This window comes from Knoellia aerolata DSM 18566 (assembly GCF_000768695.1).
GTDB classification, from domain to species: domain Bacteria; phylum Actinomycetota; class Actinomycetes; order Actinomycetales; family Dermatophilaceae; genus Knoellia; species Knoellia aerolata.
Map to the genome: position 1 here is coordinate 1 of NZ_AVPL01000084.1, position 11,845 is coordinate 11,845.

10 protein-coding genes are annotated in these 11,845 nt (G+C 65.3%); 3 read left to right on the plus strand and 7 right to left on the minus strand.

Features of this window, described 5'->3' with window-relative positions:
• Positions 1 to 382: 382 nt before the first annotated feature.
• Positions 383 to 652, plus strand: a complete 270-nt coding sequence (locus tag N801_RS17645; protein WP_035940570.1) for a helix-turn-helix domain-containing protein — start codon at positions 383 to 385, stop codon at positions 650 to 652.
• The gene (locus tag N801_RS17650) at positions 649 to 1,938 is read left to right on the plus strand and encodes a type II toxin-antitoxin system HipA family toxin (protein ID WP_035940572.1); all 1,290 of its coding nucleotides are present in this window, start codon (positions 649 to 651) and stop codon (positions 1,936 to 1,938) included. The genes N801_RS17645 and N801_RS17650 overlap by 4 nt, the downstream gene beginning before the upstream one ends.
• Positions 1,939 to 2,602: 664 nt before the next feature.
• Here N801_RS17650 and N801_RS17655 read toward each other — a convergent pair.
• Positions 2,603 to 3,211: a hypothetical protein gene (locus N801_RS17655; RefSeq protein ID WP_156996886.1), complete on the minus strand. Its 609-nt coding sequence runs from the start codon at positions 3,209 to 3,211 to the stop codon at positions 2,603 to 2,605.
• Positions 3,212 to 3,387: 176 nt separating this feature from the next.
• On the opposite strand from N801_RS17655, the gene N801_RS17660 reads away from it, so the two are divergent.
• Positions 3,388 to 3,642: a hypothetical protein gene (locus N801_RS17660; RefSeq protein ID WP_156996888.1), complete on the plus strand. Its 255-nt coding sequence runs from the start codon at positions 3,388 to 3,390 to the stop codon at positions 3,640 to 3,642.
• A 319-nt stretch (positions 3,643 to 3,961) separates the two neighbouring features.
• On the opposite strand, the gene N801_RS17665 is transcribed toward N801_RS17660, so the two are convergent.
• The 6 genes from N801_RS17665 to N801_RS21970 all read right to left on the minus strand — a co-directional run bounded on the left by N801_RS17665 (position 3,962) and on the right by N801_RS21970 (position 11,701).
• Positions 3,962 to 5,173, minus strand: a complete 1,212-nt coding sequence (locus N801_RS17665; protein ID WP_035940586.1) for a tyrosine-type recombinase/integrase — start codon at positions 5,171 to 5,173, stop codon at positions 3,962 to 3,964.
• Positions 5,170 to 5,424: a helix-turn-helix domain-containing protein gene (locus N801_RS17670; protein ID WP_084109217.1), complete on the minus strand. Its 255-nt coding sequence runs from the start codon at positions 5,422 to 5,424 to the stop codon at positions 5,170 to 5,172. Before N801_RS17670 ends, N801_RS17665 begins: the two co-directional genes overlap by 4 nt.
• A 776-nt stretch (positions 5,425 to 6,200) precedes the next feature.
• A complete protein-coding gene (locus tag N801_RS21650; RefSeq protein WP_245618500.1) occupies positions 6,201 to 8,213 on the minus strand; it encodes a DUF6218 family protein in 2,013 nt (670 codons plus the stop codon).
• Positions 8,206 to 9,546, minus strand: coding sequence for an exonuclease domain-containing protein (locus N801_RS17680; RefSeq protein WP_169744294.1), 1,341 nt, complete (start codon positions 9,544 to 9,546; stop codon positions 8,206 to 8,208). Before N801_RS17680 ends, N801_RS21650 begins: the two co-directional genes overlap by 8 nt.
• A gap of 118 nt (positions 9,547 to 9,664) precedes the next feature.
• A complete protein-coding gene (locus N801_RS17685) occupies positions 9,665 to 11,158 on the minus strand; it encodes a DNA cytosine methyltransferase (RefSeq protein WP_084109213.1) in 1,494 nt (497 codons plus the stop codon).
• A gap of 63 nt (positions 11,159 to 11,221) precedes the next feature.
• Complete coding sequence (locus tag N801_RS21970; RefSeq protein ID WP_084109215.1) at positions 11,222 to 11,701, minus strand: very short patch repair endonuclease; 480 nt, start codon at positions 11,699 to 11,701, stop codon at positions 11,222 to 11,224.
• Positions 11,702 to 11,845 lie beyond the last annotated feature (144 nt).

Consider the following 11,845-nt stretch of genomic DNA (forward strand, 5'->3'; position numbering starts at 1 on the left):
GAAACCCCACCACGCCATGGGACTCATACGTCTGTACCCCATAGAAGTACTGCAGTGGGTGGACTCGTGTTGGCCAGGCTGACGCAAGACTCCCACCTGCGGCGTTCTCGCGAACCCGCCATCAAGCCGGGGGCTGCCTCCACGGGCACCGCTCCGCCGAGCACGCCTCTACTTGCCGGCCTTTGGTCCATGTGCGTAAAGGCGTTGGGCGGCAGTTAGTTACGTCTTGTCGTGTCGCTGTCAAAGCCCCTGCGTGCCCGCCGGGTTGTCACGAGTTCGTGACAAATCCGGTTGTCTCGGGTCCGTTACAAACACGGTTGTAGTGGTACCGTGACATTCGGAGTTGTCGTCGTTCCGGAACAGAACACCGAAAGGCAGAGTCATGCTCACCACCGTGCGGGAACTGGGCGCTGCGCTGCGCGACGCCCGCCGGGCATCCGGGCTCAGCCAGGAAGCCCTAGCCGAGCGCGCCGGTGTGTCCCGCCCTTGGCTCTCCCGCCTCGAGACCGGCGCTAACCCGGGTGCCGAGCTGCGCAAGGTGCTCGACGTTCTCACCGCCCTCGGCTTGGCCGTCAAGCTCGGTCCGTCGCCGAAGCCCGCCTTCGACGACGACACCGACCCCTTCGCCGACATGTTCGGAGACCAGACATGAACGAGATGAACGTCTTCCTCGACGGAGTCCTGGCCGGCCGACTGGAGCAGACGACCGGTGGATCGCTGTCCTTCTCCTACGATGCTGCCTACACGTCCCGTCGCTCACCGACCCCCTTGTCGCTGTCCATGCCGCTGTCCAGCGCAAGGCACAGCAGTCGGGTCGTCACAGCCTGGCTGGAGGGCCTCCTGCCCGACAACGCAGCTGTACGTGAGGAGTGGGGCCGCCGCTTCCAAGTGTCAGCACGCAACCCCTTCGCCCTGCTGCGCCACGTCGGGCGTGACGCTGCCGGTGCCGTCCAAGTAATGCCCGTTGACGTTGACCCGCCGGACGCGGCCCTGCGCACCGGGGACGTGCGCCGCCTGTCCGAGGAGGAGCTCTGCAGCATGCTGCGCGAGCTCACCGTGCGCGACGCCGGTTGGGAGGTCGGGGAGGGCTCGGGCCGGTGGAGCCTAGCCGGCGCGCAGAACAAGGTCGCCCTGCACCTGCTCGACGACGGCACCTGGGGCGTGCCTAACGACTCGACCCCGACAACGCACATACTGAAACCCACAGCCTCCGGCACCCGCTTTGGGGACTTGCACGTAAACGAGTTCGTCTGTCTGCGCGCCGCTGCGGTGCTCGGGCTGCGCGTCGCCCACGTAGAGCTGGTCGACTTCGGCGGGGCCAAGACCCTCGTCTCGACCCGATACGACCGGCGTCGCGACCGTAATGGGACGTGGCTACGCCTGCACCAAGAGGACCTGCTGCAAGCAATGACCTACCCACCGTCCAAGAAGTACCAGGCCGACAAGGGACCGAGCGTCAAGAACGTGGCGGCGCTGCTTGGGTCGCTGGGGCTCGCCGATCGCTCGCCGGTACGGGAACGCTTCTTCGACGCCTTCGCCTTCAACACCCTGGTCGGTGGCACCGATGCGCACGCCAAGAACTACAGCCTGCTGCTGCGCGGGCCGCGGGTTGCTCTGGCGCCGCTGTACGACGCGGCTAGCTACGCGCCGTACCTCAAGCCTGGCGAGGTCGTGCACAGCTCGATGAAGGTCGGCAAGGCGTGGCAGGTTCGCGATGTCACCGTAGAGGACTGGGTCGAGGTCGCGACCGCGCTCGAGCTGGCCCCCGACTACGCCTTGGACCGGGTCGAGCACCTGCGTACCGGCATGGCCGGCGCAGTCAGCGAGGCTGCAGACCAGGCGCCGGCGCCGTTCGCGAAGGCCGCACGCCAAGTCGCGACGGCAGTCGCCAAGCAGAGGCACCTGCGCGTCCCGCGATTGCCGCGCGCACGCCGGTGAAGCCGACCTTTGCCCGCCAGCTGCCGAGCGCGTTTCCTTGTCCACGCCGGAGGCCAACACGCGGTGCCGGGTGCTTTCGGCGCCGGGGTTTCCGCGTGCAGGCACCTCACCGGAGTGTATTGGTGCGAAGCCCAGCAGAGGGCTTGCGCTGGTCCGGATGACGACGAGGCCTACGCATATCTCGCCTAAGAATCACCGGGTGCGGCTGCAGGTGGGTACTCCTAATCTTCCTCATCACCTTCATCAAGATCTTCATCACTACCGAGTTGTTCGTCATCGTGATGATTGCGTACATGCTCGTCGTCGTCGTGCTCGCCGTCGGGCTACCCTGGCTCGCTGGCCGTGTGCTGAATGACGATGGGGCGCATGGACGGATCACGCTTGTGACCCGGCACGCAGGACAACCGCGCGAATCCCCTGCGCCGACCTGGCGTGGACGGCCATGTAGGCAGAGCAGCTTCGGATGCTGGAGCATTCCGGTCCTGGCCCCACCAGCTTCACGGCCGAACAGATCACAGAACTGGAGAACTGATCCACACTGATCTCCAAGGTCGCAGGTGGCGCCACCAAGTGGCGCGTGGGGGTGACAAGTGACGCGAGGTGGATGCCGCCGCGCTTTACTTCGCCGCCCGGCGACCTCCGGACGGACGCACGGCATGGCTTCCTATCGGTCGCTCGCCTCGGGTGTTGCCTCAGGCCCCGCGGACGCGTAATCGCTGAAGATGCTGCCTGCAAGTTCTCCCGCGGAGGGCTCGTCCGGGGAGTCCAACCCGAGGTCCGTGCGGGCAAGGTGGGCGATCTCCCCAACGAGGAGCTGCAGGGGGAGTCGATCCTCCAGCGGAATCCTTCCGTCGCTCAGCGTCATGATCCTGTGGGTCGTGGCATGCCATTGGGCAATTCGCTGCACCAACGTACGAGAGCCCCATACTGCGACGGAGGCTCGTACGGCCGCCTCCTCTCCTACCTTCTGACTTTGGTCGAAGGCTCGCACCATGTGCTCCAAGAGCCGACTGTAGGAAGCCTCGCGCTGCAGCCTGACCGACTCTCGTTGCGCCCGCACGACCTCTGCCTCTTCCCGACGGCGGCGTTGATCGAAGGTTTCGTTCACCATGAGCGCTACCAACCCGGCAACGCTCGCGGCGAAGGTAGTCCCGAGTGCCGCGAACGGGTAGCTCTTCCAATCCGCCACGGAGAAGCAAGTAAGCCCAACCAGCAGCAGCACCATTGAGATTCCCGCCGCCACCCAAAGGGTCCATCTCAGCACACGCGTCATGCGCCGAGCGTAGGGCTGCATTCTCTAAGCCCGGCGCCCGGGTCATCCGCGGCGGAGGCGGCATGGATCGCAGCATCTCGCCGCAAACTAGGTGAGATCTAGTTCATTGGTCCCAATTCGCCGCCAGGTCAGCGGATGGCCGAGGTTCACTGCGCAGATCGGCAATGATGGTTGTCATGGCAGCCACAAGCGATCGTTACCCCGTGCAGCAGGCGCAACTCGTCATTGCGGACCGAGTGGCGGACGGGTCTCGGGTCTCCGAGGTCCGCGGGCTGTGGGTTTTCGATGAGCACATTCGGCCGGACCCGGACTACCTCCTCGAGTTCAGCCCGGACAGCAGCGGAGACGTCGAGGAGATCAATTCGCGACTTGAGTCGTGGCCAAGGGACGAAGCGTTCTGTGTCGAGATCGTCGTCATACGGGAGGTTTGACTTGCCGACCCCTCGCTGGCTGTCGTTGAGTGGCGCCGTGACCGTCAGCACCGGCGACGCATGGAGAGGAACGCCCATAGGCCCTGAGCGCGCGGATCACAGTGCGTCTTCCTCTCTTGTGCCGCACACTGCCAGGGAAGACGAGCGCTTCTGTTAAGCTCTCGGCGACTCGGCGCCCCCAATCCAACGACAGGACGCAGGCGCCGCCATTTTCCCCTGACACGACTCGACCCGCGGCGCGAATAGATGCGCAGCGCAGCGGGTTACGGCCGCTTGGCGGCAATGCTGCCGAAGACGTTGTTGAGTGGACACCTTGCCGTCAGGGCCCGGAGAGCTCGGTTCCGAGACGCTTGAGTGCATCACGGGTGGACGTCGACGAGACCTGCGAGTAGATCTCCATCGTGAGGGCGATTCGGCTGTGGCGTAGGACGGCCATCGCGACCCTCGGGTGAACGTCGAGGGCGACCAGGAGACTCGCGCAAGTTCGCCGAGTTGAGCGAATGGGGACCACCGGCACACCGGCCTTCGCGGCCCTCAGCTTGAAGTCGCGATGGAAGTTGCGCGGATCGACCGGATCGCCGAGCCGGGTCGTGAAGACCAAGCCGCAGTCGCCCCACATATCGCCGGCCGCGAGCCGCCGCCTGGCCTCCTCGACCCGATGCCGCTCGAGTGCCCGCACCGCGATCTCCGGCAGTGGCAGCGGGGCATCCGATGACGGCGTCTTGGTGTGGCGGCGCAACAGCGACCCGTCGACCCGCTGGACCTGCCACGCGATGAGCGCCTCGCCCTGCTCGAGGTCAACGTCCTCCCAGGCCAGCCCGAGCATCTCCCCCCGTCGGAGCCCCAGCGTGAGCAGCAGGACGTACCCGGCGTACATCGGGTCACCGTCCGCGCGCGCAGACTCGAGGAACCGCCGCGCCTCGTCGACGGTCCACACCGGTATCTTCTTCGACCGCGGCATGGGTACGCGCACGAGCGCGGCAACGTTGCGGAAGATGAGCTCCTCGCGCATTGCCTGGGTCAGCGCACCGCGCAGCATCCGCCACGCCTGGTGGACCGTCCAGTCCGAGGCGACCTCATGGCAGCACGCGCCGAGGGCGCAGCACTGCGGCTCGGGGCGTGCGGCATCCTTGCCCTGGAAGCAGCACTGGCAGCGGACCCGCAGCGTGTTCACCCACACCTGGACGTCGCGGACCACCAGCTTGTCGAGCTTGCGGTCGCCGAGATCCGGGACGATGTACAGCCGCGAGAACATCTCGTAGTTCGAGGTCGTTGCCGGCGACAGGGTCGGACGCACCGTCTCCTCCAGCCACCGCTCAAGGAAGTCCCGCAGGCGCGGGGAGACCGGCACCATCGGTCCCCGCCGCGCCTGCTCGTGGAGTCGGAGCCACTTGTCGTGGACCTCCGGCCGGGTCTTCCCGTAGACGGTCTTGCGTTGCCGGCGCCCCTTCGGCGTCACGATCCACACGTGCGCCGCGAAGCCGTTTCGGTACAGGTAGATCGACCCCTCGCCGTTCGCCCGCCGGCTCACGGCCAGTCCGCCTCCGCCTCGGCCGCGCGCATCGCGACGTACTCGTCGACCCACGCCGGCAGGATTCGGCGAGACCCGCCGTCCTTGAGCGAGCGCAGGTCGCCCGTGATGCACATCATCCGCACCTTGGTCGGGCCGTAGCCGAGCATCTCGGCGACCTCCGGCACCGTGTACCACCGCCGCTGGATCGGGTCGATCGGCGCCTTCCGCCGGTACTGCGACCCTCCGCTGTTTCGTGCCGTCGTTGACATGTCCATTCCCTTCGTCAGGGACCGACCTCCAGTAGGCCACGTCCCACTTGGACTTCAACAGATCCCCGCGGTCCCTGTGGATAACCCACACGACGGCTGGATCTGCTTACCTTCCGAAGCCTTGCCGAACACCTCCTCGGTGACTCGAACATCCGCGCTCTCGACGCGGCGCTCGAGCGTTGGATGCCCGGTCTGACCAAACCAGCCGGGCTACGCAGGGCTTCGCGGCCAGATCGCGCTCCGATGGGTCGATGGCGAGTCTCCAAGAGAGGTTGTCGAGGAGGCAACCTGGTGGTACACCCAGGCGGAGCTTCTCGCCTCCGAAGATCCTGCTGCTGCTCTGGCCCGCGGCGTCGCAAGGTGCGGCCCGGTACCTGTGGAGATCAGCCCCCGCGCGTGGCTGTCCCCGGCACCTGACTCGCTGCGGGCCCACCCAGAGATTGGCCCGTACCTCGATCGCATGACGGTTGCCATCAGTGACCGTGTTGTCGCCGCCGGGCACTACACGTCTGCCCCGGCGCCACGCGATAGCGGATTCTCGACCGCTCAACGTGACCAGGGCCTGCGATCTCTCCACTCTCCGGAGGCGGGCAGGTCCGCTCCAGGATTCGGCCGCTGATCATCGGCTTGAGCACTGCCCGGACTAGAGCACCACGCTGGCCGCGACGAAATCGGCCGCCGGCATGGGCGTCTGAAGGTGCCAGGTGATGGTGATCGGCTGGTCACCGCGGTGCCTCGACGTAGTCCGCCTCCCCACGTGCCCGATGCGATGGGCCCTACGGCGTGGTGAGCACCTCAATCGCCTTGGTGTAGATCAAGAAGTTGTCGATGTCCTTCTTCTTGATCGAGACCTTGGCCTTGCGGGGGTTGCCCTTGCCGCGGTACTGCCCGAAGCCCTTTTGAAATTCGCCAAGAACGATGCTGACGTTCGCCTGGTTTACCTCCAGAATCTTAACCCGGACAAACCGCACCGCCTCCTTGTACTTCTTGGAGTAGGAGAGCGAATCATAGACTTTGGAAGCCGGAATGTGCCCAACCGACCGGCGCCATTCGTTCCACGCGATAGTGGGCACGTTGCCGTTGTTGCGCCCATGCCATGTCTCATGCTCGAAGATCACGTACCAAAAGCGGCCCGTCTCCGAGAGGCATCGGAGGAAGTCGGCCTGGTCATTGCCCGGGGACTCGGGGACAGCGATGTTCGACGCCTTAAGATCGCCGTAGTGCTCAAGCACTCCGTCATTGAGGAACCGCAAGTCGTAGTCGAACTCGCCTTTGCGCTTCTCCTTCTGGACCACCACGAAGTCGCCGAGCTTGTGCTGCCTGATGTAGTTGCTCAGCCGGAACTCGACGTAGAACCCGGCCCACTCCGGTTGGAACTTGTCCGGCCAGCCGGCGGCGTACATCTCCTGACCCGCAGCCAGGCCGTCAATTCTCGCGCCGTCCAGGAACGCCTTACTGAAGCGGTCGAAGACCTGAATGTGAGGGTTCTTCTCCTCGTAGCCGGCCAGCAGATAGATCGCAAACTGGTCAGCCCGCAGGCTGGTCAGCTGATTTCCGTTCTTGTCCTGGCGGGAGAACTGCCCCAGCGTCTGCGCTTGGAAAAGGTCGTTCGTAGAGACGTGCGCGGCCGAGTTGTTCGCCTTGCGCTTGACATAGGTGGTTGGGTCGAAGTCGACGAAGATCGTTGTTTCGCCGTAGTGGTAGACACCGACGAACCGCACCGTGAGGCCGTCGGTGAGCCCTTGTCGCTCGATGTCCAGCCAGTAGCCGGGGATCTGGATCCGCTTCTTGAACGCCTCCCACGGCCGACCGAGGTGCGTAACCTGCTTAGTCAGGATGACCTGGTCGTGAAAGCGCACAACCCAGTGACCGGCGTACTTCTCAATCCGAGCTTCCGGCAAGGCCTCAAGCAGCAGCTCGCGCTTCCGAGTCGGTGCCAGCGTTGTGTCGGCGTCTGGGATGAGGGCGCCATCAGACCCGATTTGGTCGACGATCTCGGGTCCCATGGTGTCATTGGACCATCCACTGTTCGGCGCTGGGAGTCGATCCGCATGGACGTCGGCCTTAAAGGCGGCAGCGGGTCTGGATCCAGGGATTGCGGGGAGCTGCGTGAATGGCTCGTCGTAGGCCGTTAAGGCCGCATCGCACCACGCGGGAGGCAGCAGTTGGGCATCGCCGAACTGCTCCCTTAGGTAGGAGCGACGCACCCGCAGGGACTCCGTCTCGCTCCACATTCGGATCAGATACCTGGCTGTAGCAGCCGCGACAAACGCCTCGGGGGCGGGGCCCTCGCCGCTCCACAGCCGCGCGGCGCGCGGCGAGTCGTCTGCAAGGGTGTCTGGCAGCGGGGTTGGCCAAGCTGGTGTCATTCTTGTGTCGGTGGTGTCGCCGTGGGCGGCGGCGGCCCGCTCGTAGGTTGCGCGGGCAGCCTGGATCGCCTGGTGAAGGTCCGCGAGCAACGCGAACCGTCCGGGCAGCTCGTGAACGGGAATCTCACCCGTTCTGGCGAGTCGTTCCAAGGTGGCTCTAGCTCCACCCTGGGGATTTTCGATGATTGCGCGGCGGTCCAGGATGCTTAGGGCGGTCTGCGCCTGTTGCTTGGTGGTGGCGTCGAGGATCCATGCTCCGCAGAGCTCTCCGCTGAAGTCGATGAGCCAGATCGCGATGGTCTCTTTGTGACTGCTGAGGGTGGCGAAGGCCCGCCCTCGTTGGCCGTGAAGCAGGCTGAGTCTGGCATGCGCGAGCTCGGTCCCCCCAACCATGCCGGTGATGTCGCTTGCGCTAGGCATTTCCGCCTGCTTCCTTGAGGGCTTTGGCCCACTTGCGTTCAGAGTCGCCCCAGTTCTCGTGCATCAGCCCCTGGCCGTCGCTCGCGGGTGGGTAGCCGAGGGCGTCGCGGAAGTCGTCGATGCTCATGATCGGGATCCCGAACCCGCGGGCCTTCTTCGCCTTGCCCGAGAGTGAATCGGTGTCCGCGGACACGACCAATGCGACCTTCTTAGTTACAGCTGGGTGCGCAACCCACCCGTGGTCGTCGGCGCGTTGCATCCACAGTTCTCGGGGCTCGGCCATCGCACCGGTGAACACGATCATCGATCCTTCAGGCAGGTCGAGCTGCCCAGCGGTCAGCGGCTGCGCGCTGGCTCGGGCGGCCTCCAGCGATGAGGGCACGGCGCCGGCAGGCAGGTCCAAGATCTCAGCGACCCGGTAGAGGTCTGCTTCCTCCTCCTGCGACAGGTGGTTGTCGGCCAGTGCCACCCGGGCCAGCGCGTTCAGATACTCCCGATGCATCGAGAAGACGGTGTCCGGGCCGATGCCCATGGCGGCGGCCAACGCCCGAAGAGAACCGCTCTCGTCGGCGGACAGGTACCGGTCTGAAAGGGCTTCGTCGAGCACTGCCAAGTATGGGTCGGTCAGATCCGCGGCATCAGCGCGCGGCATGAAGTCGACGATGCGGTCGAGCAGGCCCAGGTCAATGCCGTGCGTAGGTTCATCCTGTGAACGCCGAATGCAGGCGGTGAAGCTCGGGGAGTCCAGGTAGGGCCACGGCACCCCACGCAGAGCGGAAACCTCGCTCTTCCACGGCCAGTCGGGGTCCGTGACCGAGATGAAGTGCCGCAGCAGTCCGGCCGTGGCTCGGGCGTCATTCAACGCGGCGTGCCAACCCATTAATGGGACCTGCGCCTCCTGGCAGCAGTCCCTAAGGGATCGACCAGACCCAACCAGCAACTCGCCTGCGACCGTCATCGTGCAGATCCCCATGCCGGGCGCCAGGGGGAAGGGCACCCCAAGGCGGTCGTATTCAGCGTCCAGGAACAGACGGTCGAACCGCAGGTTGTGCGCAACCAGGACCCGACCGCGCAGCATCTCCGCCAGGAACCCGGCCACGTCGCCGAAGGAAGGCGCGTTGAGCACCTCCCCGGCGCGGATTCCGTGGATGTGCTGCGGGCCCAGATCCCGGTTGGGGTTCAGCAGGGTCGACCACTCAGACTCGACATTCCCCTGCTCGTCGACCAGCACAACCGCCAACTCGATGACCCGGTGCTGCAGTTGGGGCGACAGGCCCGTCGTCTCCGTATCGAGCACCGCGTACAAGACATCCCCCATCTCCCCGGCCCCCACGAACGACTCGATGCTAGCCACAGTCGGGTGGCGGGGAGGGCGGTTGGACGTTCTGAGTCGGTGCGATGAATCCGTCGAACGTGTGAAAGGCAAGAAGGCTGCCGGCAGGAGACTTCGCTCAGCTGGCCACAGTCTGCGTGACTGCAGCGCTCTTGGCCTCATGAGCCATCGCTTCGTTGGCCAACGCGTCGCCCGTTGGGTTGAGCGGCGCATTCAGGACAGCGCGCACAAGTCGACGGGGCAGATCTGACGCATCGCGCTCAACGTGCGTACGGAACACATGCCACGCCGCTCCCACCGCGACGCCGTTACCCACCTGCTTGTACGACGCAGAGTCCCGCTGACCGGTAAAGGAGAGCGTCCGACTGAAACCCTGCAGGCGCGCGGCCTCGTGTGGGGTTAGACGGCGACGCCGGCTGCCGATGACCGAGGTCTGCGTGATAGCCACAAGAGCGGGGAGGTAGGTAGGCGCCTTGGCTCGGATTCCGGAGGGTCGGAAGTGCATGACCGTTCCCCACAGGGAGCCGGTGTCCTGCGCCTGCCATTCGAGCTTGCGTCTCGACTCGGGGAACGTAGCGAAGGTGGGATTCGCGCGCTTCCAGTCCCGGATCACGTCCCGGTGCTCGTCGTAGAAGCGGGCGTTCTTGATCAGGATCTGGGACTTCCATCGAGGCAATGCCTCCAGCATGAACGGATCGAGGCCACGCTCAGGAATCCACGAATCAGCCCACAGTGGGAAGCCGGGGAGGCGGACGCCCCTCGCAGACCACATCCGCTGGACGAGGTCGTCCCACACCTCAACCCACGTTGTCTCGTCGGCCGTCAGCTGGTACCTGGACAGGTCTTCGATGGATGAGTCGTCGTCAAGGATCCATTCGGCATTCCAGTCGTGGACGTTCCAGCCCTCAACGGGAGCGCGGACCACCGTCGGGGAAACGTCCGTCTCGCTCAGCGCTCGCTCCCGGCCCACGTAGGTGCCCAGGATGAAGACTCGGTCGCGGACCTGTGGCGTCCCACCGAGAGAAGGTGGGAGGAAGTGCGGGGAGAACACCGATGGTGTCGACGAGACGCGGTAACCGATCTCACGCAACGTCTGGATGATGACGTCCCACTCGTGTGTGTGACGGGGACCCGCGATGTTCCGCACGTTCTCGAGGAGGACAACAGCCGGCGTCCGGTCTTCGAGGATGCGTGCGATGTTCCAGAAGAGCGTTCCCCGTGCCTCGTCCATGCCGCGCTGGCGCCCTGACTTCGAGAACGGCTGGCAAGGAAACCCTGCGGCGAGGACGTCGAAAGCCGGAACGTCGACCGGGCCGTCATCCGGGGTTGCCATGGTGATGTCGGTATTGATGACGGGGCGCCGCGACTCCGGCAGCGGTTCCACCCAGTTGCGCAGGTACGTCTGGCGCGCCTCGCGGTCGATCTCCGAGACGTAGACACACCGCCCGCCCGCGTGGTCAAGCATGGCGTGGAAGCCCCCGATGCCGGCGAAGAGATCTGCGTACCTGAACGCTGCAGAGTCCTTCGCCATACCGGCAAGCTTAGCTGAAGCGACAGCTTTGTCAAACTTCGGCGCGGACTGGTTGAAGTGAAGCGGCAGTGCGTCGTTCATGGGAGCAAGGTCCTCTAGTCGTGCACATCCCACAGGGTCGACCCGATGCGCTAGGAGCGAGCATTACTTCGCAGGAGGTACTCCATCAAGAGGGTCCGACAGGCTGTGGAAACCACTTCGTCGGCTAGCTTCCTGTGGATACATCACGTGGTGGGCCACGTTCTCAGGGTCGCGACGGACTTGGCACTCCCACACCCTCACCACGAGCCATCCATGATCTTGTGCCAGCTGCGTGGACCGCCGGTCCCGCTCCGCGTTGCGGCGCATCTTGTCGGCCCAGAGCTCCGCGTTGGGCCCGACCCAGGGCGTCGTGCGGCCGTGCTCGGGACACCCGTGCCAGAAGCATCCGTCCACGAAGACAGCGACGTGGCGGGACGGCAGGACGAAGTCCGGGGTGCAGCCCTTCTCGATCTGTCGGTGCAGCCTGAACCTTCCGCCCGCCGCATGGACCGCCTGGCGGAGCAGGACCTCAGGCGCCGTGTTGACCTTTCGGCGACCGGCGAGGTGCGCACCTGCATTCGTGCTGACCCACCGCTTCGCCACCGCTCCAACCTACGTCGGCCGGACCCAGATTCGTACCCCAGAAAAGTACGGCAGCGAGGTGCGAAATTGCCCTGATTAGGTGCCCTGCAGCGCCCTGAACTGCGCTTACGCACCCCCTCACGGAGATTGCGTCCCGTGGGTTGG

Excerpts from the sequence above, each read along its gene's own strand:
- N801_RS17645 (WP_035940570.1), top strand. The coding sequence starts at position 383 with ATGCTCACCACCGTGCGGGAACTGGGCGCTGCGCTGCGCGACGCCCGC.
- N801_RS17650 (WP_035940572.1), top strand. The coding sequence starts at position 649 with ATGAACGAGATGAACGTCTTCCTCGACGGAGTCCTGGCCGGCCGACTG.
- N801_RS17655 (WP_156996886.1), bottom strand. The coding sequence starts at position 3,211 with ATGACGCGTGTGCTGAGATGGACCCTTTGGGTGGCGGCGGGAATCTCA.
- N801_RS17660 (WP_156996888.1), top strand. The coding sequence starts at position 3,388 with ATGGCAGCCACAAGCGATCGTTACCCCGTGCAGCAGGCGCAACTCGTC.
- N801_RS17670 (WP_084109217.1), bottom strand. The coding sequence starts at position 5,424 with ATGTCAACGACGGCACGAAACAGCGGAGGGTCGCAGTACCGGCGGAAG.
- N801_RS21650 (WP_245618500.1), bottom strand. The coding sequence starts at position 8,213 with ATGCCTAGCGCAAGCGACATCACCGGCATGGTTGGGGGGACCGAGCTC.
- N801_RS17685 (WP_084109213.1), bottom strand. The coding sequence starts at position 11,158 with ATGAACGACGCACTGCCGCTTCACTTCAACCAGTCCGCGCCGAAGTTT.